Genomic DNA, 24,033 nt, shown 5'->3' with positions numbered 1-24,033 from the left:
GATCATTCCGGTCCCGTGTCCTGGTTTAGGATCTGGAACATAAGTTCCGCCCGCTTCCAATCCTCGGGTGTGTCGATGTCTTGCACACGATGGCGTGGCAAGAACACAGGGACGCTGCCCTGCCCCAACACAGGCTTGTTCTCGAGCCAAGCCTCAGCGCGACCCCAGTAGAATTGACCCGCATCGTGCCAGGCCTTCTCAAGGTCTTGCGAGCGGCTCCCAAGATGCTCCGGCTGGAACATCGCCACGCGTTGACCTGACGTGATACGCAACGCCCTGTGAATGGGAAAGGCGTAACTCGTCACCGAGAAGGCGAAGTCGGCCTCGGTCGCCCAAAGGATCTCTAGACCCTGTCGCAGGTCGCTCGCCTGCACAAATGGCGCAGTGGCATAGATGCAACAGACCTGTCTGGCAGGAGCACCCTCCGTCGCATGCCATTGGATGGCATGTGCCACAACGGGAACAGTTCCAGTGTGGTCGTCAGACAGTTCGCTCGGGCGCAAAAAAGGCACTTCTGCGCCGTATTCTTTTGCGACCTCGGCGATCTCAATATCGTCCGTGCTGACAATGATACGATCGAAACAGGCGCTCTGTACGGCTGCGCGAATTGACCACGCAACTATCGGCAGCCCGCAAAAGGTGCGGATGTTCTTGCGTGGGATGCGCTTCGAACCGCCCCGTGCAGGAATCACGGCAAGCCTCATAGCCCCATAGCCTCGCGTAGCACCTTAACCACGAACTCCTGGTCCGCGTCGGTCAATGCCGGGTGCATTGGGATACTGATAGCCTCCCGGTAATAGCGCTCAGCCTCCGGGTAGTCGCCGTTCCGGAAACCCATCTTCTGATAATAAGGTTGGGTATGCACCGGGATGTAATGCAGGTTGACCATGATGTCCCTGGCGCGCATTGCCTCGAAAACCTCTAGATGCGACACGCCTATCTCCTCCAGCTGCAGCCGGATCACATACAAATGATAGGCAGAGTAGCTATCTGGATGTTGCCACGGCAGCGTCAGCGGCAGGTTGGCCAAGAGCTTGTTGTAACGGTCCGCGATCTCGTGTCGCCGCTTCACGTAATGGGTCAGGCGAGCAACTTGGCTCACGCCTAGGGCAGCCTGCATGTCCGTCATACGGTAATTGTAGCCGAGAGCCACCTGTTGATAATACCAAGGGCCATCCATTTCCTGCGTCATGAGTGCTGGCTCTCGCGTGATGCCGTGACTTCGCAGTAGGCTCAAGCGCGTTGCCAGCTCATCATTGTTCGTTAAGGCCATCCCACCTTCAGCGGTTGTGATGATCTTTACTGGATGAAAACTAAACACGGTGATGTCGCTGTATTGGCCGCTTCCGACCGGCTCTCCCTTGTAGCGGGCGCCGATGGCATGCGAGGCATCTTCGAGGATCTTGAACCCGTACTTTTCACCAAGGGCGTGAATGGCCTCCATGTCGCAGGGCTGGCCGGTGTGGTGAACCGGGGCCACAATTTTCGGCAGGCGGCCGACCTTTTCAGCTTCAATGAGCTTTTCCTCCAAGGCCCGAGGACAGAGGTTATAAGTACGCGGGTCGACATCCACGAAGCTCACTTGAGCGCCGCAATAGAGCGCGCAATTCGCCGTGGCCACAAAAGTGTTCGGCGAGGTCCAGAGAAAGTCTCCAGGCCCTAGGTCCAGCGCCAGACAGGCGATGTGAAGTGCCGAGGTTGCGCTGTTGACGGCCACCCCATGCCTGGCACCAGTGCGCGCTATCACACTCCGCTCAAACTTCGGGATATTGGGGCCTTGAGTAAGGTTGGCGGACGTCAGAACGCCCACAACGGCATCGATGTCAGCCTGCGTAATATCTTGCTGTCCGTAGCGGATCATAGGTTCGCCTGTATTTAGCAAAAGTTTGAATTATGCCGACGACTTTGGCGGTAAGTGATTTGTGTCGAGGCGGTGGTAGGCGACCGCTTTCCAAATCATGATCAGAGTGAACGAGATCGTCATGCTGATGGGAACAGCTAGTTCGGCGTGGCTTTTGCTGAGGCACCAGGTGGATATGACAAATACCGGCAATGCGGCGATATGACTGTAGATGATGGGTTTGTCGAACCCACGGGCATAGAGAGCATAGTGAGGCACCATACCGACGGCATTGGTGATCGCGGCAAGTAGCACCCATGGGTATAGGCCGACGGCATCTTGATAGACCGCCTTTCCCACCCAATGTAGCAGGTAAGGCAGCAACGCCCAGCTTACGAGGCCAAACGCAACCGACATGGCCACGGTCTGAAAAAACATTTGCTGAACCGTCTTACGGGCCAGACTGTATTCCTGCTTGTGGCTGTGACTGATCAGTGCGGGATAACTGAACGAGAACACGCCCGCATCCAGAAAGACCATAAGCGTTCCTGCAACTCCGAGGAACAACACATAAGCGCCGACCGCTTCAATGCCGCCCAGGCTCTCCATCCAATATCGATCGGCTGTCTGGATACCGCGCAAAGCGAGGGTCGAAACCAGGAAGGCCGCGCTGACCGAGATCCCTTTTCCGACCCAGCGCCAATCGATCGGTTTCGACCAACCACCAATCGGGAGTTGCCTTAGTCTCCAAATACCCAGCGCTCCTGCAGCAAGCCCCGCGCATGCCCAGAGCGCCATAATGACGTTGAGGTTCCGGCTTTCTGGAAATCCGATCATCAGGGTTACAACGGCGATCGCCCAGCTGCCCTGGCGCACGAATAACGTTATGCTCGCCGCAACCTGGTCCGACAACACGACGAGCAGACGGGACACTTCCTGGTTGAAATGCTCCAGTGCCAGAATTGGAACGAACCAGCATAGAAGGGACGTTGACCAGCCCTCGAGCATTAAGATCAGGACAAAGGCTGGCAGTACAATCACGTAAAGAAGGCCGCATAACGTCAATTGGCCCTTCAGCATGGCCCCTCGCTGGTCGTCAGAGACTTGCAGTATCTCCCTCGAAAGGAAGACATAAAAATCCAAGCCGACCATATATAGACCGTAACTGACGGTGGCTGTGAAAAGCCCGTAGTATCCGACCGACGTCGGATCGATGTACCTGGCCAGGAAGAATACGAACAGAAACCGGGTCAACAGAGTGCCGAAACGCAAACCAATATTCAGCAGACGGGCTGCTCCGGCAACCAAGCGCTCATCTCCCCGCTGCAGGGGCGCCGATACCATGTTCAACGCCCAGCCTCGGCTTGACCTTGCACTCCCAGCCATTCAACGAGCGCCAAAGCCGGTCAGGACCGTCCTAATTGTCCGGAACACAATTAGCAGATCCAGCCACGGCGAGAAGTTCTTGATATAGTAGAAATCGTAGTGAAGTTTCTCTAGGACCTCTCCCACGGCCGCAACATGGCCCTGATTCACTTGTGCCCACCCTGTAATTCCCGGCCGAACGATATGCCGATACCTATAAAAAGGTAATTCAGCCTCGTACCATCTCGAAAGAACGAGCGCCTCGGGTCGAGGTCCTATCCAGCTCATTTCTCCGCGCAGGATATTGATAACTTGTGGCAGTTCGTCGATCCTCGACTTTCTCAACAACCGCCCTAATCGAGTAATACGCGCGTCACCGTCTTTTGTAATTGCCTGTTCCTTCTCATCAGTACCGCGAGCGCCAACTCTCATCGTCCTAAATTTGTAGACCCTATACACGTTGCCTCTGTAGCCCATCCGCTCCTGTTTAAACAACGCAGCTCCACTTGACTCAAGTCTGACCAACACGGCGACCAATAAGAGCGCCGGCGAAAGAAGAATCAGAGCAGCCAATGCCGCAGCCCAATCGATCACCTGCTTTATCTTCAAATAGGCCTGATTCGGATTTAGAGAGCCCAGAGTGTTTTCTGAAAGGTGTTCGATCTCGACACGCCCTGTCAGGGACTCGCTGATCTGCTTGATATGATAGACCGGCGTGCCGGAAAGCGCTCGATCGGCAATATAGCGCTCCCACTCGTCTGAAAGATCAGCCCGAAGGTCTGCGACCACTCCGCTTGCATGTTTTACAATTTCGTCAGACGAACGTATCCAATGCCAGGCCACGCCGGGTATATTTCCGAGCCGATCGACGTTTCCCCCAGGGACTACAGCCAGTCGGTACGGATCGAGCCGCCGCGTCACCACGCTTATCGCAAAGTACCAAAATGTTGACTGAAAGAAGCTGGCGGCCGCCTGGAACCGGCTGTAGTCAATTCGCAAAAAGAAAATCGTCAAAAACACGAGGCCGTAGGCTAACGCAAAGGTAGGCAGAATGTATCCAGTTGCTGCTACCCCGGGAAAATTCGCGATCCGGCGGTATGACATGTAGCCAATGATATGTGCGATAACCGCAGCGACGATCGTGATCTGCATATTTGATGAATAAATAACGCCGTACCCTATCGAAAGACGAATCAGAGCAGGCACAACGATGGCAAACATCAAACCGCCCACCAATTGAAAGCGCATCCGCAACAGAAGATGTCTTTGGTTCGGCAGATTGACGGCGCGAACATTCATGTTCATAGACTATCTGTCCGGTTATTTTGTCTAGAGATAGTTGTTGTCATGGCAGCATGAAATGGCACAAGCCGCGAAGTCGTTCGCCGACTTCTTCCCAGCGAAGAAGTGGAAATAGGGTATTTTGCCGCGAGAGCGGGAACGATTGACGCCTTTTGTCACCCTGGTCTGTGCCGATCGGCAAGCCGATCAGACCCGACATTCCAGCTACTGCCTTAAATGACAGGCACAACATGCTCCGTCTGAAGGCTCATCCATGAAATCTTCAAATGAAATCCAACCAGTGTGTAGTCCGTCCAGCCCGGACTAACGGTCTTGTTCTGCCCGCGCCGAGCAAAGTCCTTTGACGAATGTGCAAGACCACGGCTACCGCACTCCCGGGTGAAGCGGGGAGTTTTCACATGCAACGAGGGGGATCAAGCAAGCGACCAATAAAGCGCTTTGATCACGCGATTACGACAAGACCGCTCGATTCCAGATCAATAGGAATTTCGCCATTCATGATGGCGACGAGAACGCGGGCCCGCCCTGTGGAATCAAGCCGATCAAGGCGACCTATCAACTCCGCGAAAGGTCCCGATAGAATTCGAACAGAAGATCCCGGTTTGAGGCCACCGCTGAAATCAAGCAGGCCATCTTTGCCGGTTAATGCAATGAAGCGCTCGACCAACCCAATAGGGACCGGCGATGGCCTATCCCCTCGCATAATCAAAGAACGAATGCCGATAGTTCCGTTGATCGAGCGCCAGCGTTGCCGGTTAACGTCTATGGCGACAAACATATACCCAGGAAAATATGCTGCTGTCCGCGTCGAGAGCTGTCGAGCGTGACGAACTGTTCTCTTGCTACGCGGCACGTATGAAACAAATCCCTGCCTGTAGAGGTGTTGTTCAGCTATTGTCTCTTTTCCCAGAGATACACTGGCAACATACCACCTAACGCCATTATCTGCGGCTGGAGAATTCTGAACGGCACTCCGCTCGGTGCTCGCCAGTCCTAAGAGAGTCACAATACTGTTTCCATATTTCTTCAACCGCTATGGGCAGGTTATTTATGCTACATCTTTCAGACTCGCAAGGAACTATTTTTCTAAGAAGCGGCATTGCCTGAAAGATTATGAAATACTTTTGTTATCCATAACGGCAAATTAGCTGTCACTAATATTTCATCTATTGGCTGTAGCGATTGTTATGTACGGTATTTCATACTTGTGTGATTGCCGCATTTGTCATATTTCTCTCTCGCACGGCAGGCGCGCAAAAGCTTTGGCTAACGAACAGTTGGTCCGAGTCGATATTGCGGAGCCATATGATGCTTGTGCGTTAAACGCAAGTCTTGACTGATACGCTTTATCGCTACAATCGATTAAATAATAATCGCGTCAAGGAAGGTCTGTGGCGGGCTTGACAGGTTTTCCACGCGTTGTTAAGCGCCGCCTCGCCCCCTCTGCCTTAGCACTAGATCTTCAATCTCTGACTTTGTTTTGCATCCGTTCTTGTCGATTGTAAAATGATGCGCTAAGGCCCAGGGCTCCTGATAGGGCGCTAAAAATGAGTGGCTCATTTCAGCGCGTGAGACAGCATCGTTTATGGCGCTGTGTTGTGTGGCCCGATGGTTTATTCTTGATAATCACAAGGCGAGGCGACTTGTCACGTTTCTGTTAACGTAATGAACTATCGGTTGTTTTAAGGGTGGCGCTTAGGCAGTATTTCATAAGGCTGTTGTGTAGTCCTGTTGTTACTATTGCTAACATTTGTTGGCTATTTGTAGCAACATGTTGTGCAACGGTACGGTCGGGCACAATTTTCCACGTGGCCAGAGACTGACAACGCTGTGAACTAGGTCGGCTTTCTGTAGTGGATTGAAGGAACTGTCTGCATGTGCGGTATCATTGGAATTGTCGGCCAAATGCAGGTTGCGTCGCTCATTGTCGATGCCCTGAAACGGCTCGAATACCGCGGCTATGACTCCGCCGGCGTCGCTACCATCGAGAATGGCGAGCTCGGCCGCCGCCGTGCCGAAGGCAAGCTGATCAACCTCGAGCGCCGGTTGAAGGAAGAGCCGCTCGACGGCACGATCGGCATCGGCCACACGCGCTGGGCGACGCATGGCGTGCCCAACGAGACCAACGCCCATCCGCATTTTTCCGACGGCGTCGCCATCGTTCACAACGGCATCATCGAAAATTTCGCCGAATTGCGCGATGAGCTGATCCGCGACGGCTATACTTTCTCCTCGCAGACCGACACCGAGGTGGTGGCGCATCTGGTGGCGCGCGAACTGGCCAGGGGTCTGGAGCCGGTCGAGGCCGCACACCAGGCACTGAAGCGGCTGGAAGGCGCCTTCGCGCTGGCGGTCATGTTCAAGGGCGACGAGGATCTGATCGTCGGCGCCCGCAACGGTCCGCCGCTCGCCGTTGGCCACGGCGACGGCGAGATGTTCCTGGGCTCGGATGCCATCGCGCTCGCGCCCTTCACCAACTCTATCACCTATCTGGAAGATGGTGACTGGGCGGTGGTCCGCCGCAACAGCGTCGTGATCTACGACATCGACGGCAACAAGGTAGACCGCAAACGTCAGCAGTCGCTCTCGACCAGCTTCATGGTCGACAAGGGTAACCGCCGGCACTTCATGGAAAAGGAAATCCATGAGCAGCCGGAGGTGATCTCGCACACGCTGGCGCATTATGTCGATTTCGTCTCCGGCGTCTCGAAGCCGCTCGATCTGCCGTTCGATTTTGGCAAAATCGAACGGTTGGCGATCTCGGCCTGTGGGACCGCCTATCTCGCCGGCCTGATCAGCAAATACTGGTTCGAGCGCTATGCGCGGCTGCCGGTCGACATCGATGTCGCCTCGGAATTCCGCTACCGCGAGATGCCTTTATCCTCGAACGACGCGGCCTTGTTCATCTCCCAGTCGGGCGAAACCGCCGACACGCTGGCCTCGCTGCGCTATTGCCGCAAGGCCGGCATGAAGATCGGCGCGGTCGTCAATGTGCGGGAATCGACCATGGCGCGCGAATCCGACGTCGTGCTGCCGACACTCGCCGGGCCCGAGATCGGCGTCGCCTCGACCAAGGGCTTCACCTGCCAGCTTTCGGTTCTGGCTTCGCTGGCCGTGCGGGCCGGCGTCGCCCGCGGCACCATTTCGCCCGAGCAGGAGCGGATGCTGGTGCGCGAACTCTCCGAAGCGCCGCGCTTCGCCAGCGAGGTGCTGAAGCTCGACGGGCAGATCGAACGGATCTCGCGCGATCTCTCCCGCCACAAGGATGTGCTCTATCTCGGCCGCGACACCAACTTCCCGCTCGCCATGGAAGGCGCGCTGAAGCTCAAGGAGATCTCCTACATCCATGCCGAGGGCTATGCCGCCGGCGAATTGAAGCACGGGCCGATTGCGCTGATCGACGAGAACATGCCGGTCATCGTCATCGCTCCGCATGACCGCATTTTTGAGAAGACGGTGTCCAACATGCAGGAAGTGGCGGCGCGCGGCGGCAAGATCATCCTGATCACCGACAGCAAGGGTGCGGCCCAAGTGAGCGTCAAGACGATGGAGACGATCGTGCTGCCGGACGTGCCGGAAATCATCTCGCCGATCATCTACGCGCTGCCGATCCAGATGCTCGCCTATTTCACCGCCGTGTTCATGGGCACGGATGTCGACCAGCCGCGCAATCTGGCGAAATCGGTGACCGTCGAATGACTCTTTCAACCCAGCGTTCACCACAGTCGACCTTCCAACCCGTCGCGAACGGTGGTCAGGGTTCAGACTTGGTCGGAGCAGAATGAAATATTACAAAGTCGCCGAACGGGTCGCTTTTGGGGTTATGCTGGTTGTCGTCCTTGCATTCGCGTTGTTGCCGTTGCCTCGCCTAAAGGATTTTGGGATCGACATAGGCTTTCACTACGACAAGTTGAACCACATCACGGCGTTCGCCGTCCTGATGTTCCTTGGAAGCCTCGGCTGGCCCGAGCGAAAGATGAGGCTGATTATCTTCCTTGCGTTGGTTGGCGCCGGCATCGAGGTTCTCCAGGGGTTGCCGTTGATAGCTCGCGATGTTGATATGCTCGACTGGGTTGCTGATTGCGTCGGCGTGGCATGTGGCCTCGCCGCCGCGATCTGGGGGGAAAGGACTGCCTGATGATCGACGGTATTATGCCCCGAGCGTCGGAAAGCGCGCTATTGTCCGGCTTGTTGCCCTCGACATTGGGAAGGCAGCCTCGTTCGCGGCGGATGCAGTGGTTGCCTCGAACATTCTCGCCAAAACGGTTCCGAAGGTCATACGCCTTCAACGGTATCAGAGTGATATGCCGTCCCGCCTGATGGGAAGCGACCCAGTTTCATCGCCTGTGCTCGAATCAATTGTCTCGGCGGGTTTGGACACGTCGAGATAGATCAATAACACTACAGCGGCAAAATACCCTATCTGGAGAATGGTAGCGATGAGCATCGCCCAGCCTACCGTACGCCAGATCGAATCGGTTGTATGGTAAACCCAGATCACGACGACCAGCAGAGTGATCGTCGCACCGACAAGAAACCTTGGAAAATACATATCCCCAACCCCAACGCCGCGCTCTCGCGAAGCCCTGCCCGCCGGCCGCACAAGCGAACTAAGATATTCATGTTTCGCGCGAGCTTGCAAGCAAGCAGTCTACGTTTAGTTGCTTTTGTCCAAAGCATTGGAGGCATGACCTGATAATGGATCATGATGTCTTATTGTTTCAACGTAAAGACATCGGGGTTGAATGATTCTACGACCGAACCAATGCACTGCGTAACGTGACCGTCATTGAAACTAAATTTGCTACCGATACCATTGCAGCTTTGCCTATCACCACGTTGGACTCTTTCACTCCTCGCGTCTGGATTATCGCGCCGCGTATTGTTTGGTCAATATCACGTATCAAGTACACCTGCTGCCGATAACATAACAGTTGACACCAAAAGTCAGCGTCAAAACATACTTCGCCGTTCATAGGTTTTAAATACGTGTCTGTGCAATGATTTCCGCCGGAAGCTCGATCTGCCTACACATCTTAAGATCTGTCTGGATTTACCTCATCCGAGCTTATTTTTTTGGTGATCGCCTGTATAACATTACTGCGCGGCACGCGCCATTCGCAGGAAAGTGCCATGCCCTTCGCGTTGTTGGTAGAGGATCGTGGCATTCACCGTTGGCGATGATGTACTTCCCCAATCACAACGCATGGCTTACCTCTTCGAAGCGATCACAGATGCCTCCGTCAGCCTAGCGGTTAATCGTCGATTGGCTTTTGCCTATTGGACCACCAAATAAGGTAGATTGGGCCGAGCTTGACTACGGGCATCCGCCTCTGACGTTCTCGAGCGCGCAGTTCACGATAATTCTTGACCTTCAGCGTGCCACCGGGAAGCCTTATTCGAACAGTCACTGAAGAACCCCTAGCCTGGGAGCAAGAGACGGCTAGACAGCGCTTCCCAATCCGAAAGTCAAGACATACCTTTCAAAGTAAGTTACGTGCGTGAGCAATGTTTTGTGAGCCGGCGCTCTTATAGTTTGGGCGCGCTTGTTTGATCACTTCGGCTTTTGCGGAAGTTTCGCGAGCCTTGCACAAATAATAAAGCGATGTAGCCTCGCTGCTTACCCTTTGCGGTAGTAGGCATCCCATGCCAGCCTGATATCGGCGAAAGACCATTCTCTGCGGCGGCCATAGGCAGGACTTGGACGGGTGAAGCACTCGTTCAGTCCGGTCTCCCTCTGGAATCGCATAAACCACGCCGTGGATTTTGGCTTGCCGCGCGCCGTCGGCTGAATCCGGCGGATGAGCTCGCTATGCGCCCAATGGTCTTGCGGATTGGCAAGCGAGGCCGGGTCCGCCAGGTAGGCCCGGAGTTTCTTGAGGGTGGCGTCGTCGGGCGCCTGATGAAGTTCCGCACGCAATGACGCGACGGCCAAACTCGCTCCCTCTCGAGCAGCTTCCGTCAGCATGTCGCGCAGCTGGGTGCTGGTCAACACAAGCGCCTGCATGACTTCCATGGGCATAGCTTTCGTTGTGGATTGTCGCGGCTGAACATCGCCGCAGGCCCATTGCCTCACAAACGAAAAATGACGTCAAGCGCTAGACGCCGAGCAGGACGCCAAGCCGTTCAGTCACCGGGCGCATCGGGTCTACAAGGCCGAGGTCGTAGATCATGGTCGTTTCAAGATTTCCTTTGTGGTCGACGTAGTGTGACACGGCCTCGTGCGATACGCCTTGGGCTGTCAACATCAGGGAGATGGCAATCCGCTTGAGGTCGTAAAGCTGGAAATACTCCGGAACGCCCGGCATCGCTTTGAACCTGTCCAGCCCCTTGCGGAAATTGTCGCGGGGCTGGGTCATATCGGTGTGCGAGGGGAACAGTAACTTGCTTTCAGGCCAGCGGAGGCGTTGGGCCTGCACCATCGCGGCCACCCTAGGATGGATCGGCACCGAACGGTAGGCGTATTCATAGAGCGAACGCGACAGTTTGATGCCCTTGGTGTTGTGCTTGTGCCAGACAAGCTTCTCCAGATCAAAATGGTCGAATTCCGCCTTGGTCAGATCGCTGGGGCGGGCCATGGTCAGGAACAGGATGCCCATAAAATTGGAGAGCTCCTCCATCTGGTCGTTGGCGGTTGCCACCTGCCCCTTGACCAGAGCCATGTTCCGTTTGGCGAACCCTTCCAGGTGATCAATTTCAGGCGGTGCCTCGAACACCGGATAGAAGATGTGAGCTGCGATTTGGCGGATCTGCTCTGTTGAGTAATCCCGGCGTCGGCGTATAACCTTCCGGGCTCGGATAGGAGTGCAGGGGTTGCGCATGTCCACCAACTGCATACGGATGGCCCAGTTATAGAGCGCCAGTACGTGCCGCAGCGCGCTGTTGAACACGTATCCCGACGAAAATTGCTTCTGGAATTCCTCGATATTCAGCGGTTTGATCGAGGAAAGCGGCCGGTCGGCGAACATCGTCCCGAAATCTTTGTAACGACGCCGACTGTTGTGGCCGCGCTTGCTTGCCACCGTCGGCGTGGGCCGCAGCCAATGCGCCACAAAGATCGCGAAATTGTAGCGGTAGCCGGCGGAGAGGCCGTTCACATGGCTTTCCCAATAGCGGTCGATCGCCTCACGGACCGTTAGAAGATGAGCACGGCGAGGGTCGGTTCGGTCGAAATCTGGATTATCCCCGACCTCCAGGCGGCGTTGCCGTTTGCCGACCGCCAGCCGGGCAGAGGATACGTTGAGGACGACGGTAGACCCGAGCACTGTTCGATAACGCCTGCCATTGAACCTGTAAGCATGGACAAAGGCCTTGTGCCCCAACTCAGTAACACGGAGCCCCAGGCCCGAAACGGAGTCACTTCGTATACGACCGTCCACTCCAACTGGATAATCCCAGTATATTTCCTGGCCTTTCCCAAGTGGGCAACTTGCCGTAAAAACAAGATCGTCAGTCAAAAACAATTTAGGCATTTCATGTAACTTCCATGTAACCGATTTATAGCAAATGTTACATAGAAAGTGAAGTAATGATGTTGAGTACATCAACAAAAATGACCAGAAAACAAATGATTACGAATTTCAATAATCTCGTATTGTCGTACGGTTGGCGCTCCGAAGGAAGGGGTCATGCGTTCGAATCGCGTCGGGTGCGCCATATTATTCAGATGGTTACATGAAAACCGATCCAGTCGATTCTTCCCATGTATCTTTCATGTAACCGATCTTTGGTCGGGACGTTCATCCGGCACTAATAGTCACTGGAATGGGCGGAGGGGCGGATCGGGTTCTCCGTCCGCGACCGTGTCACCAACTGACCGCTCGCCCGATCTGTTTTGCGCGGCGCTTTCTCACGACCGAGCATCGCCCTTTGTACCCACTGGGCCAGTGCACAAATCACACACCGGCCTGTCAGAAATTTCCCCACCGCCTGTCAGAACATCTGGAGCGAGGTACCATAGGTCTCAAGACCCAACAATCAGCAAGGAACCTCATGACTAGTCAACTTACCTTCAACAATCTGTTTAGCCGTCTTACCTCCAACAAGGGCTATACCATCGACCAGACCATTTTGATCGTTGCCATTATTGCCATCCTCATCACCCTCGTGATCATCACCGTGGGTTGGCAGCTCATCAACCGCTCCAGCGGTACCAAGGCGGGTGCCCAGCTCAAGCAGGTTGAAGACGCCAACGGCCAGTTCTATTCCGGCCAGCACATGTGGCCCCAAAACGCGCTCACTACCGCCGGTACCCCCACCAGCAACCTGGCCGTGCTGGTTAACAACTCCATCCCCGCCGCCAGTTGGGCCAGCAACATCGACAAGTCCGACCTGCGCAACATCCTGCCCGGCTTCCGCATAACCGGCACCGGCACCTCCGCCGTGGTTTACCATGGTTTCGGTGGTGGCAGCTCCACGACCGGTATCATCACCGAACAGGCCAACACCATGGCCACCGTCGGTAGCGACCAGCGCATAGTTGTCCAGTTTGCTGACATGCCCTTGGCCGACGCGAAGGAAGCCGACAAGGCCACCGATGGCGCGATCGACGCCACCAAGGGCCGCGTGGTTTACGGCACCACTGCCTGCCTGAACAGCACGCTCGGCGGTGCGACCACCATCCCGACCGCTCAGCCAACCGCCAGCCTTGTAACCCTCTGCTACGCGGCCAACACCGTCAACTAAGCCTGAGCCTACCCAACAAGCCGCCCCACCGGGCGGCTTGTTGCGCTCTTACTCCGCCTCTCGTTCATTTTCGGCTCACCCCATCATCACGCGCCAGCGCCTGACCCAGGCGAAGTCGGCCGAGGTAAAACAGCCCAACGTGGCGAAGCCGCAACGGCGGTTGCCCCATTTGGCATCACTGGCGACGCCAAGCGGTTGAGGTTGCGGTAGAGTGGCCTATGCATCTCCTATGCCGCCTGTCGCTCCTCGCCGCCATGCTGGTGGTGGCGCCTGCGTGGGCGCAGGATTGGGGCCAGGTTGTCAACGTCTCTGCCACTATGGGCATCAATGGCAACCGGCTTTGCTATGGCGAGGCTAGCCGCGGGGATATCGGTTGCCCTTCAGATGCGCCAATAATTAGCGGCTCGACCATTTCGGGCACGTTTCTGGGGGATGGATCCGGCCTCACCGGCGTCACGGTAGCCACCGATCGCATTGTGAGCGGCACGAGCGCTGCGATTATCACCCCCGACGGAACCGTGACCATGCTCGGGCGACTGGAAATCGTGACTGGCACCAATGTGGTCTCCCTCGGCAAGGGTGCCGGGTATAGCAATACCGGGAGTAATGTTACGGTTGTCGGAAAGTCGGCCGGAAATTTCAACTCAGGCTCCAACGTCGCAGCGTTGGGCGATTTTGCCGGTCAGAACAATCCCGGGAGTGCCCTCACGGCGGTCGGGCATGCCGCCGCGCAGAACAACACCGGAAACAACGTCACCGCCCTGGGGGCTTGGGCTGGCACCTCCAACACCTTCAGCAACGTCACCCTGCTGGGCTACAACGTCTATACCGCCGACAAGTCCAACCAGGTGGTGCTGGGGAATGGCAACGTAGTTGAAGTAAGCACCAGCGGCGTTTATGTCGGCAAGGGCGTTAGTATCACAGGCACCATCTCCGCCACCAATTTCGTCGGTAACGGCTCCGGCCTCACTGGCATCAGCACGGTTACCGACCGGATCATCTCCGGTACAGCCAGCGCCATCATTAGTCCCAGCGGCAACCTTAACGTCCGGGGCCTGCTGGATATCGTCACCAGCTCCAATGTCGTCGGCATCGGTTCTAGCGCAGCCAAAAACAATACGGGCGTCCAGGTCACCGCCTTGGGCTATGCCGCAGCCCAGAACAACACCGCCAACTACCTCACCGCCGTTGGTTATGCTGCGGCGTTGTCCAACAACATGCCGAATGTCACCGCCGTGGGCACCAACGCGGGTTATAGCAACTCCGGCACCAACGTCACTGCGGTCGGTATGGCCGCTGCTCAAAACAACACCGGCAGCAACCTCGCCGCCTTGGGCTATTCTGCAGGCCAGAATAACAGCGGGGACTATTCCACTTTGGTCGGTGGCCTTGCCGGGCAGAACAACACTATGACCCACCTTACGGGCATCGGCTATTTCGCCGCAAAGGACAATACATCCGCCTTCGTGACGGCTGTGGGTGAAGAGGCCGGGCAGCTCAACTCTGGCTACGCTCTTGCGGCAATGGGCGTTGCAGCGGGAAAGTACAATACTGGCTCCAACTCCACCGTCATCGGCTCCTATGCAGGCCAGTACAATACGGGCCTTAACGCCGTCGCCTTGGGTTATCTTGCGGGGCGGAACAACATGGCCAGCAATGTGACCGCCCTGGGTGCCTATGCCGTCCAATCCGCCAGCGTATCCAATACCTTCATCAACGTCACCGGCGTTGGCTTCAACGCCCAGCCTAACAAGTCCAATCAGGTGATCTTGGGCGATGGAAACATCGTCGAAGTCTCAACTACCGGCATTTATGTCGGCGCAGGCGTCTCCACAACCGGTGCCATCTCCGCCACCACTGGCTACTTCTCCAGCAATGTCGGCATCGGCGTCACCTCTCCCAGCAAAACGCTGCATGTGGCTGGCCCTATCCTGGTTTCAGCTACAGGAACAGGCGCATGGCCAACCGACGCAGGCAATGTCCTGCTCTACGCGGCAGCCCCCACCGGCCCCTTTCCCGTCCTTCAATTCAACGTTAGCAATAATAAGCTGATGGTCGGCAACGGCGGGGCAAATTGGCAGACCGGCCTCGTCCTCATGGGTGGCAATGCCGATGTGATAATTGGTTCCACCTACGTTTCTAACAGCCTCGTATCCAAACGGGTCAGCGGCTACGTCGGTATCCAGACCACCAATCCTCAAACCATGCTGGATGTCGCCGGTTCCATCCGAATCTCTGCCGACGCCTCTGCCACGACTAATACCTGCGACACCAACCGTTCGGGGGCCATCCGCTACAACGGCTCCACCTTCCAGGTCTGCTACGGCAGCGGCGGCTGGGCCAACCTCGCCGACGCCTCCTCCACCGTCGCCACAGTCGACCGCATTACCTCCGGCACCGCGCAGGTCATCGCCAACGGCAACAGCGGATATGTCTCCCTCACAAACGGCGCCAGCACCTGGGGTTACCTGGGCGTCAGCCAGACCTATTTGGGCGCCGCCAATTTCGGCGGCAAGGTGGGCATAGGGACCGTTACCCCCGCGGTTGCTCTGGAAATCTCCGGCACCGTCTCCGCCACCGTCCTGCAACTGGCGGATGGCCCCGCCATCACCTGCGGCCCATCCACCTATGGCACCATGAAGATGGTCAACGGGCGTCCTTATTACTGCCGCCAGTAGAACAGTTTTAGGCGACTTTCCACTTATTCTGTGAATAAGCGGCTCACGGCTTGCCGACCACGCCGAACGAACGTAAAGACGCGCGTGCGGCAATCCTGCGTACTCGTCCATGGGTGTTTTATGCACGGTTGTGAAGAATTGCGAAAACAGCGGCGTCGGCGTGTTCTCAAAGGAGCGACGATACTGACAGGTATATCAAAATTCAGAGGTCAGGTGCACTGTTCGAAACATGCATTCCAAAGGTGCGGAGTTGCAGGTGTCAATCGAAGCGCGCGCTCCGGATGAATTCCTTCTCTACATCCCGATTGACGGCATAGGCTATAAGTCTGTTGTTAAGTGGCGACGAATGTAGACAAGATCGGTGTGATGTTTTTGAGCACAGAACCGAAGCCGCATTGGCACTACGGTTAAGTATAGGTTTTCGAACCAGCCTTAGCTCCATTTTAAAGAGAGTAGTACACCGAGACTCGTTTGCCCGCTCTTAGCCTTGCAATCGCTCACGAAGGTGCGGTCCATGGCAGTTCCATTCGTTCCGGATTTTGGTAATTGTCGGTTGCGAGGAAGCAGGTCGATGGAACGTTTCAAAGTCGAAGAGATGGACGGCTCAAAGATCGTCCGTAGCGTGTCAGTCGCGGCACAAAGCCATGTTCACGCAGTGGTGAAGGCGATACCGCGCCCCCTCAAGCCTGGTCGCGTACCTGGTGAGCCGTGGATACGCGTTACCGACCCCAGTGGTTCGTCCAGAGAGTTTTCTAGCGGATGCTAGCCCAACCCATGTCACTGCCCTCGCTCGCGAGCAGCTTGATAGTGTTCCTGTTGTGGTATGGAATGCTTACCGTTGGAGGAATGGAGGTTACGACGTGTTCGAAGATGGCGAATCTGGCCGAAACGGAGACCAGACGTGTATGTTCTGGATCGTCGTAACCGTTTTCGCGATAGCATTCGCCACTTGGTGGACGGTGTAAGGACAGAAGCCACGTGGGTGGACTGAGCGCACCTTTCCCTACTGTGTTCTCTGATGTTCTGACCAATGCGTCGCTGGCGAGTGGGGTTCTATGTACCGACCAATCGAGCGCAGGTAGGCAATGATCTCCGGTAGCAAAAAGTCACGATCGCCAAACTCTTTGCCTATGCGCTCGAGATTCCCCGGCGGCTGCCACCATCATCGACCATTGGGACATTCAACTCCCGCAGATGTCTTCCAGTGGCCAAGCTCCGCGGCCGCGCCCGAAGCAAAGCAGCAAGAGTGCAATAGTAAAGGTGCGTCACTCTATAAGGGCATCAAACAACGCGGTCTGTCGTGCATCTGTCACACACCACCCCTACACGCACACTGAGGCGTCCCGCAACTGACATTTCGGGGCAGCCAGTTGGGGTATGAAAAAATGCAAGACAGCTGCCTGTCAGGTCGCTGTGTCTATGGTCGTTACCATTCCGTCTGCCTGCTGTAGCCTTTCAACCGGCTACAGTTGGGGACGAGCGCGCGTGGCCGGCAAGTCAGATACATGACCAGATTTCCAAATCCGATGGTTGGGATATCCCACGAAGCCTTGGCGGGTCTGGTGGGCGAGGCGGTGCAACAGGCATTGACGCAGCATGGTGTCCTGCTTGACGCCGAGGCGCTCGTTTCCGTCAGCGCGATTGCGGGCAGTGTGGCCGCCGCCCTGCCCTTCCTGCCGCAGGCACAGTCGCTCGCGATCGGCTCTTTCAAGGGCGACTTGACTGCGCTCGCCTCCGAGTTCTTCCGCACGATGGCAAACAAGATCGCGCACAGCCACCCCGCCGAATCGGACCACGCTTCGGGGAGGCCGGCGCCGGCGGCCGGACCCGGCCAGCCTGCGTTCCAACACGTTGCCGAGGGAACCGCAGAGCTCCAATCGATGGTGATCGAGGACTGGGCGGGCGAAGTTGCCGGATCGACCTATTTGGAAGAGAAGCTCCGCATCCCGCGTTCCACGCTTCATCGCTGGCAAAGGCGCAACGAAGTCATTGCCTTGCGCAAGGGCGGCCGCAAGCATGTCTTCCCGCTGGCCCAGTTCATCGACGGCAGGCCAGCGCTAGGGATCAGTGAGGTACTCTCCCTGATTCCCAATCCAAGGCTGGCCTGGTTTTGGTTGGCCCGCCCTTCGCCAGATCTCGACGGTCGCATTCCCATTGAAATGCTCAAGCACGACATGGTGCACGAGGTCATACTGGCCGCACGCGACTTTTCATCGACCGGCAGTATCAACTCTTCAGTTTAACGTTCTGATTTTCAAATCGATTAGATTGAAATTGTAATACCGGTTTACTTGGCGAGTAACATCCCGTTGTAAAACAGTCATAAATAGAATCAACTCAGGCTAGTCCACGTTTCGTTTGTACATCTTGTGCAATATGTGCCGAATTATGGCATATATTCGTGATATTCCTGCAACAATACTTCTTAAAAAGCCAAAGAGCCGCTTTCCAGTTTCAATCTCCGTTTGTGCACTGCAGCGAAGTCGGCCATGTCGAGCGCGAAGAAGCCGCACGGTGCGCGACTTTTTCAACGATGAGGACGGGGGTGGCAGGAAAGCCCAAGTGACCTGCCGAAGCCTGTCTTGAACCTTTGACTGGAGATTCAAGAAAATGAACATCAAGAGCCTTCTTCTCGGCTCCGCTGCGACCCTGATCGCAGTTTCCGGCGCCCGCGCCGCCGATGCGGTCGTCGTCGCCGAGCCGGAACCGGCCGAATACGTCAAGATCTGCGACGTCTATGGCGCAGGTTACTTCTACATTCCCGGCACCGAGACCTGCCTGCGCATCGGCGGCTATATCCGCTATGACGCCGGCGTGGGCGACATCGGCACGTTCGATGGCGCTAAGACCACCGACGTACAAAACGGCAGCGAGAACAGCACCTGGTTTAAGAACACCCGCTTCACGTTGAAGACCTGGACCGGCCAGGAAACCGAGCTCGGCACGTTGAAGACCTACACCGAAACGCGCTTTAATTTCGGTGACAAAAACCTTGTCACTGATGCGCGCGGTAACGTCGACAGCAATCCCGCCGCCAACAAGCCGGTCGACCTGCATTTCGCGTGGATCCAGCTCGGCGGCCTGCGCGTCGGTAAGGATGAGACACCCTACGACGCGTTCATCGGCTATGCCGGCAATGTCATCCAGGACACGATCATCCCGTACGGGATCAAGGACACCAACGTCGTCAGCTACTACTTCGACGCTGGCAGCGGCTTCTCGGGCGTTGTCTCGCTGGAAGAAGGCTCCGGCGCCAACACGATCGACAGCTATGTTCCGCATGTCGTCGGCGGCTTGAAGTACAAGGCCGACTGGGGTGCGATCACCGGCGTTGTCGCCTATGACAGCAACTACGAGGAAGTGGCCGGCAAGGTTCGTTTGGACGTCAACGTCAGCAAGGAACTGTCGCTGTTCGTCATGGGCGGCTACGGCACCGACAACAACCTCACCGACCCCACCAACGCCGTCAACGCTCATGGCCGCGGCTTCTACAAGCCGTGGGGCGGCAACTGGGCCGTCTGGGGCGGTGGCACCTACAAGTTCAATGCCAAGACAGCGTTCAACGTCCAGGCTTCGGCCGATGACGACAAGAACATCGGTCTGGCTGCGAATGTCGCCTACACCATCGTTCCGGGCTTCACGATCACGACCGAAGTCGACTGGGACCATTTCGGTCACTTCGACGATGGCACTCCGTTCGGCAACTTCACCAAGGCCGACAAGAAGGATAGCGTTGGCGGCATCGTCCGTTTCCAGCGCAACTTCTGATCGAACCCCAGCCGATCAGAAGGGAAAGGCCCGCGACGTCGTCGCGGGCCTTTTTGTTTCGCCGAGAGCTGCCGTACCGACGCGAATGTGCCCTCCCGTAAGAAGCAACGCTCAGCCGGCTGGGAACGGGGCGAAGTGACCCGAGCCACGAAGCCTCGCGAGCAGGATGATGGCCGTTCCGCGGTGGTCACCCCTCGCCTGCTCACTTAGCGGCGACGCATCCCAGGCAGCCAATTCTGCCACCAAAAGGGCTGTGTCTCCGTTGATCGAGGCGCATCTAAGCTGTCCGCTCTTCTCCATTACGATTATCGCTGTGCCGGTTTCGCCATATCCAATCCCAGCCATCCGCTGAACGCAGATATCACCGTCGACACGTACATCGAATAGAACCGCTCCTGCGGTTTTCTCCGCAGCGTCAGCCACACGATCACCGAACGGTTGATGCAGGCCCTCGCGATTGCCGAACGACTGCTCAAACAACGCCAATTCAACATGCTCCGCCACCATGGTAGCCAGGGTGCGCGCCGGCTGGCGTAATCCGCAATAGGCCAGGCCTAATTATCCACATCCCAGCCGCCGTCCCGCAGCCGCTGCGACCTCGCAGCTGCGCTCCTGGCCGGCGCCACCTTCGCCTGTCCGCCTCATGCCAAGCGCCTTATCATCGCTAAAGTAGCCGAAGTTGAATTTAGAGCGTTTCGGCTTGCCGGAAATTAGGGTTTCCGAGGATAGACCAGCATGGCTTTTGGGGTGCTGCAGGGAAGACTAATGCGTGGACGTGGATTGATTAGAGCGTTGCGCCAGGACGACGCTCGACAGGTGCGCGCGCGCATTGCCGAACTGGAGCTCGACCTCATGACGACCGCACCTTTGGGACGCCATCGACGTTTCGAAGCCGGACATGAACTTCGCAGGGCGAAGCTTCGCCTGGAGAAGCTCGAGGAATGCATGGGCGAACTATCGGAGAGCTCCGGACGATAGCGGAAGCTTCACGCTCTTCGTCCGAGCCGCCGTCCGCGCATTTGGTCCATCAACTGGCAAAGAATTCGTGCCGATTCTATGGGCACTTTTGCGGCAAGGATTTCAAAAGCCGCTTGGATCCCGTAGAGTCAGCAGCCACACCACACGATCGAGATGGCTGCGAACCGCGTCGCGGGCGCGAACTGGCTCGTCCCACGGGTCGATTCCCAATATCTCCACCATCTCTTCTATGCTGGCTTCGTCGGACCACGCCTCCAGGAGCTTCAAATAGATGGGCTGATGCTCTCGATCGTAAGCAGTTATGTGGTCCGACCAAAGGACATAGATAGAAACAGCAGACGCTTTATTAGGCATTTGCAATCTATACTCCGTGATATCTCGCTTTGCATAACCTCAGACCCCGCCTTTGACGCCCTTAGCCTATCGTCAATTGAGGCAAGTGCAACATTCTTTGGTCCCGCACTAACCGGGAGGTTGGTTTGGCGTGGCTACGCTTTGCCACCAAACGAAAGTTCGCTTTTCCCCTGCGTCATACAGAAAAGCCAAATATCCGACTTGATTGGACAAAATCCAAATGGCATAGGTTGGGCGCATATCGTCTCTTTGACGGATATGAGAATATGGTGATTGAAGGAGCACGTCGATGCCCGGGGAACCAAACAATAATATGATTGAACTTACTGCCGATATCGTTGCCGCCTATGTCCAAAAGAACGCTGTTCCAGTGTCCGGATTGTCGGATTTGATCGCGAGCGTGAATTCGGCATTGTCGAATATTAGCCCGCCATCTCCCATACCAGAACCCCCGCCCAAGCCGGCAGTTAACCCCAAAAGGTCGGTGTTTCCGGACTACATCATCAGCCTCGAGGACGGTAAGAAATACAAGTCGCTTAAACGCCATCTTGCGACCAGTCATGGGCTGACGCCTGATGAATACCGGGCGAAATGGGGGTTGGCGAAGGACTATCCCATGGTGGCGCCGAGCTATTCGGCGACCCGTTCGGCTTTGGCAAAGTCGCTAGGCTTGGGAAGGAAGCCAGCTCTAGCCAAGAAACCTGCGACGAAACGTAAGGCCAGGGCCTGAGGTCTGGCCGCTATCGCCTTCGGCACTCAACGCCACCCGTAAGGATGGCGTTGAGCATCGTGACGAACGCTACGCCCGAATCCGACCCAGGCGACGAGCCTCGCGGGCATAGCCCGATAGGGCTCTGTCCGGCTTAAAGTGCCGGTCGCGTTCCACGGGTAGACCAAGGCGGCCTCGAACGGCAGCTAGTTCCGAGAGGCTCACGTTCCCGATCTCGGGACAACCAAGCCCAAGGTCACAGAGACCGAAGGCGATATCCGGGTCTTCTGGATCGATCTCGGTCAGGAGCCAGGTCGCGCCGGCATCCGGCGTGAACAGTTTGACGACCGGGACGAAGTCGATTTCGCTGCCGGTGCCGCGGAGAGGCTGCTGCTGGCGACCATTCGCCAGCAGCTTCTCCCGCAGGTCTTGGGTTAAGATCTGCATGGCGGCCTCCTACTCGTCGGCCTTCGGGGCGCGAAGGACGATGCGTCCGTCGAGCGGCAGGGCATCAAGGAGGAGCGTGCCGCCTTCGCCGTCATCGTGGGCGAAGAAAGAGCCGATGCGGGTCCAGAAGCCCTTCTGGCCTTCCTTGCCGTCGCGCACGGTGTAGGCGTGGTAGAGCGGCGATTTCGCCTCGGACTTGGTGTTGCGGTTATAGGTCATGGTCTTTTCCTTTGGTTGATGGTTTCTGTCCCGGAGGACGGTTCCAAAGGTGACGGCGCTCAAAGCGGGCTTGTCCCCAACACGGGAGCGCAGCGAATGGAGCGGGCAGGATCGGGACAAGACGGCTGCGCCGGCTAGAAGGGAACGTCATCGGATCCGGGCGGACCAGCAACGGAAAAGGCAACGCCCAACCGCATGGCACCGAGCGCCGCTTGACGTCATTTTTTGGCTGTGACGCAATGAATCTGCGGCGAGCTCTGCCGCAAATCCCATCAATGAAAGTACGGTTCATGGACGCTATGCCAGCGCTGGTGCTGACGAGTTTGCAATTGCGCGACATGTTAACGGAGGCAGCAAAGCAAGGAGCAGTGCTCGCGGTCCAAGAGCTTCGCGCCGACCTTCGCCAGGCGCCAGAAGACGCCACTTTAAAAACTACGCAGCTATCTGGCTGACCCCGCATCCCTTTCCAATCCGCGTGAGCATTGGGCCGACAGCGGCATCATTCGTCAGATTCAGCCCGCAGCGAGCGGCAAGCCCAAATCCACGGCCTGGTTCATGAAGTTTCAAAGGCAGACTGGCCTGAATGAGTGCATGACGCGGCAGAGCCCCGCGTACGGCCGACGGCGGGAATGGACATTTGCCGATATCGGCTTGGCGTGGGATGCTTACTACCGCAAACGGTAAGATTCCATATTGCGTGGGGGCGATGACAGAGGGCAAATATCCGGGGGAGCTCGCCTCCCCGGAGCAGATTCATGAATTGGCCGAAGAGTACCGCAAGGCGGCAACCGAGCTCCTTAAGCTCGGCCGATCCGGCAAGCCGCTTACGCGTGCGCCGCTCAGACTGTGCGCCATCCACGCGATCGAACTCTATCTGACCGCGCTTTTGCTCCACCGCGGGCACAATCCCAATCAGATCCGCAAGATGCAGCATGACTTGGCGGCGCGGTCGGCGCACACAGTCGAAGCTGGGCTGCGCCTTCGCGCGAAAACCGCCAAGCATCTTCAGTCCCTGAGCCAGAACCGGGAATATCTCATCACCCGCTATGGGCCCGAGCTCGCCACAACCGTCTCACAGATCAACCGCCTAACCGCCACCCTCGAAGAGGTGGCGGCAAAGGTTACAGTCCTGATCGCGAGGTCCCCCAGGCCGCAGATAGAGCCAACTGCCGCCGGAGAGGCTCAAGTCCGAATCTCGGCAGCCTCGTTGTCTGCGGCGCCCGCCAGTTGGGCGACATGAGGCATCAGAAATACATCAACGAGATACGCGGCGTAGTCCAACGAGATCGGCAGCATGGATGCTGTTATTTCATTGTCGATGTAACTCTCAGCGTCCCAATAGCTTCGAGTCAGTTCCTCGTTGGCCGGCTCCATCCGCTCGATTACCCTTTCGAAAGCGGCGTTGGCGGCATCGATAAGCACGGTACGGTCGGCACCGGCCACTGGCAGGGACGTAATAACGGCATGGGAATCCATGACGGCTGTTTCCTTTATGGAAGGGCGGTCTCTTGCCTCAGCATTTTCGGTCGCCAGGCCGATCCTGGTTCTTGAAGGGGTGGCTAATCGAGGCGCCAGGCGCCACCTTATGCTCACATGCACACCGGCAGAATACGCCGGATTTGGCAGGATTCAATCCAAAGCGGATGCAACGCTACCAAAGGTTCGATTTCGCTCATCCTCGGATACCC

21 protein-coding genes are annotated in these 24,033 nt (G+C 56.7%); 9 read left to right on the top strand and 12 right to left on the bottom strand.

Going from position 1 to position 24,033, the window contains the following annotated elements; all coding sequences use genetic code 11:
* Positions 1-2: 2 nt before the first annotated feature.
* From pseF to nusG, 5 genes are all read right to left on the bottom strand, one after another.
* Positions 3-704 (bottom strand): pseudaminic acid cytidylyltransferase, encoded by a 702-nt coding sequence (gene pseF, locus ACFSOZ_RS11810; RefSeq protein ID WP_095204570.1) that lies wholly within the window; start codon positions 702-704, stop codon positions 3-5.
* Positions 701-1,861, bottom strand: coding sequence for a UDP-4-amino-4,6-dideoxy-N-acetyl-beta-L-altrosamine transaminase (gene pseC / locus ACFSOZ_RS11805; protein WP_379097590.1), 1,161 nt, complete (start codon positions 1,859-1,861; stop codon positions 701-703). Before pseC ends, pseF begins: the two co-directional genes overlap by 4 nt.
* A 30-nt stretch (positions 1,862-1,891) precedes the next feature.
* Positions 1,892-3,148 (bottom strand): lipopolysaccharide biosynthesis protein, encoded by a 1,257-nt coding sequence (locus ACFSOZ_RS11800; RefSeq protein WP_379097587.1) that lies wholly within the window; start codon positions 3,146-3,148, stop codon positions 1,892-1,894.
* 78 nt (positions 3,149-3,226) lie between these two features.
* A complete protein-coding gene (locus ACFSOZ_RS11795; protein ID WP_244571432.1) occupies positions 3,227-4,510 on the bottom strand; it encodes a sugar transferase in 1,284 nt (427 codons plus the stop codon).
* Between the two features lie 439 nt (positions 4,511-4,949).
* On the bottom strand, positions 4,950-5,513 hold the full coding sequence (gene nusG / locus ACFSOZ_RS11790; protein WP_379098178.1) for a transcription termination/antitermination protein NusG: 564 nt from the start codon (positions 5,511-5,513) through the stop codon (positions 4,950-4,952).
* Between the two features lie 869 nt (positions 5,514-6,382).
* On the opposite strand from nusG, the gene glmS reads away from it, so the two are divergent.
* Positions 6,383-8,206, top strand: a complete 1,824-nt coding sequence (glmS, locus tag ACFSOZ_RS11785) for a glutamine--fructose-6-phosphate transaminase (isomerizing) (RefSeq protein WP_379097584.1) — start codon at positions 6,383-6,385, stop codon at positions 8,204-8,206.
* Between the two features lie 82 nt (positions 8,207-8,288).
* Positions 8,289-8,645: a VanZ family protein gene (locus ACFSOZ_RS11780; RefSeq protein WP_379097581.1), complete on the top strand. Its 357-nt coding sequence runs from the start codon at positions 8,289-8,291 to the stop codon at positions 8,643-8,645.
* Positions 8,646-10,127: 1,482 nt separating this feature from the next.
* Here the strand turns inward: ACFSOZ_RS11780 and ACFSOZ_RS11775 are convergent.
* Both ACFSOZ_RS11775 and ACFSOZ_RS11770 read right to left on the bottom strand, forming a co-directional pair.
* On the bottom strand, positions 10,128-10,523 hold the full coding sequence (locus ACFSOZ_RS11775; RefSeq protein ID WP_379097578.1) for a hypothetical protein: 396 nt from the start codon (positions 10,521-10,523) through the stop codon (positions 10,128-10,130).
* An 82-nt stretch (positions 10,524-10,605) separates the two neighbouring features.
* On the bottom strand, positions 10,606-11,979 hold the full coding sequence (locus tag ACFSOZ_RS11770) for an integrase (RefSeq protein WP_379097575.1): 1,374 nt from the start codon (positions 11,977-11,979) through the stop codon (positions 10,606-10,608).
* Positions 11,980-12,499: 520 nt separating this feature from the next.
* Here ACFSOZ_RS11770 and ACFSOZ_RS11765 point away from each other — a divergent pair.
* From ACFSOZ_RS11765 to ACFSOZ_RS11750, 4 genes are all read left to right on the top strand, one after another.
* The gene (locus ACFSOZ_RS11765) at positions 12,500-13,192 is read left to right on the top strand and encodes a hypothetical protein (protein ID WP_379097572.1); all 693 of its coding nucleotides are present in this window, start codon (positions 12,500-12,502) and stop codon (positions 13,190-13,192) included.
* A 218-nt stretch (positions 13,193-13,410) separates the two neighbouring features.
* Positions 13,411-15,870, top strand: a complete 2,460-nt coding sequence (locus ACFSOZ_RS11760) for a beta strand repeat-containing protein (protein ID WP_379097569.1) — start codon at positions 13,411-13,413, stop codon at positions 15,868-15,870.
* Between the two features lie 1,505 nt (positions 15,871-17,375).
* Entirely contained in the window at positions 17,376-18,113 is a 738-nt protein-coding gene (locus tag ACFSOZ_RS11755) for an antitoxin Xre/MbcA/ParS-like domain-containing protein (protein ID WP_379097566.1), read from the top strand.
* Positions 18,114-18,480: 367 nt separating this feature from the next.
* Positions 18,481-19,638: a porin gene (locus tag ACFSOZ_RS11750; RefSeq protein ID WP_379097563.1), complete on the top strand. Its 1,158-nt coding sequence runs from the start codon at positions 18,481-18,483 to the stop codon at positions 19,636-19,638.
* A 111-nt stretch (positions 19,639-19,749) separates the two neighbouring features.
* Here ACFSOZ_RS11750 and ACFSOZ_RS11745 read toward each other — a convergent pair whose 3' ends face one another.
* Both ACFSOZ_RS11745 and ACFSOZ_RS11740 read right to left on the bottom strand, forming a co-directional pair.
* A complete protein-coding gene (locus tag ACFSOZ_RS11745; RefSeq protein ID WP_379097560.1) occupies positions 19,750-20,145 on the bottom strand; it encodes a hypothetical protein in 396 nt (131 codons plus the stop codon).
* Between the two features lie 573 nt (positions 20,146-20,718).
* Positions 20,719-20,970 carry a hypothetical protein gene (locus tag ACFSOZ_RS11740; protein ID WP_379097557.1) on the bottom strand — a complete coding sequence of 84 codons (252 nt, stop codon included), beginning with the start codon at positions 20,968-20,970 and terminating at the stop codon, positions 20,719-20,721.
* A 289-nt stretch (positions 20,971-21,259) separates the two neighbouring features.
* On the opposite strand from ACFSOZ_RS11740, the gene ACFSOZ_RS11735 reads away from it, so the two are divergent.
* Positions 21,260-21,700, top strand: coding sequence for a Ros/MucR family transcriptional regulator (locus tag ACFSOZ_RS11735; protein ID WP_379097555.1), 441 nt, complete (start codon positions 21,260-21,262; stop codon positions 21,698-21,700).
* A 69-nt stretch (positions 21,701-21,769) separates the two neighbouring features.
* Here ACFSOZ_RS11735 and ACFSOZ_RS11730 read toward each other — a convergent pair whose 3' ends face one another.
* Both ACFSOZ_RS11730 and ACFSOZ_RS11725 read right to left on the bottom strand, forming a co-directional pair.
* The gene (locus tag ACFSOZ_RS11730) at positions 21,770-22,126 is read right to left on the bottom strand and encodes a DUF2958 domain-containing protein (RefSeq protein WP_379097553.1); all 357 of its coding nucleotides are present in this window, start codon (positions 22,124-22,126) and stop codon (positions 21,770-21,772) included.
* 9 nt (positions 22,127-22,135) lie between these two features.
* Positions 22,136-22,345, bottom strand: a complete 210-nt coding sequence (locus ACFSOZ_RS11725; RefSeq protein WP_379097551.1) for a hypothetical protein — start codon at positions 22,343-22,345, stop codon at positions 22,136-22,138.
* Positions 22,346-22,557: 212 nt separating this feature from the next.
* Between ACFSOZ_RS11725 and ACFSOZ_RS11720 the strand changes: the two genes are divergently transcribed.
* Together ACFSOZ_RS11720 and ACFSOZ_RS11715 are read left to right on the top strand one after the other, a co-directional pair.
* Complete coding sequence (locus ACFSOZ_RS11720) at positions 22,558-22,797, top strand: hypothetical protein (RefSeq protein WP_379097548.1); 240 nt, start codon at positions 22,558-22,560, stop codon at positions 22,795-22,797.
* 254 nt (positions 22,798-23,051) lie between these two features.
* Entirely contained in the window at positions 23,052-23,585 is a 534-nt protein-coding gene (locus tag ACFSOZ_RS11715; RefSeq protein WP_379097546.1) for a HEPN domain-containing protein, read from the top strand.
* Here the strand turns inward: ACFSOZ_RS11715 and ACFSOZ_RS11710 are convergent.
* Positions 23,528-23,821 carry a hypothetical protein gene (locus ACFSOZ_RS11710; RefSeq protein ID WP_379097543.1) on the bottom strand — a complete coding sequence of 98 codons (294 nt, stop codon included), beginning with the start codon at positions 23,819-23,821 and terminating at the stop codon, positions 23,528-23,530. The genes ACFSOZ_RS11715 and ACFSOZ_RS11710 overlap by 58 nt on opposite strands.
* Positions 23,822-24,033: the final 212 nt, after the last annotated feature.

The organism is Mesorhizobium newzealandense, assembly GCF_042682145.1.
Lineage (GTDB): Bacteria > Pseudomonadota > Alphaproteobacteria > Rhizobiales > Rhizobiaceae > Mesorhizobium > Mesorhizobium newzealandense.
The sequence above is the reverse complement of the archived record's forward strand: the minus strand, read 5'-3'. Positions and strand labels throughout refer to the sequence as shown.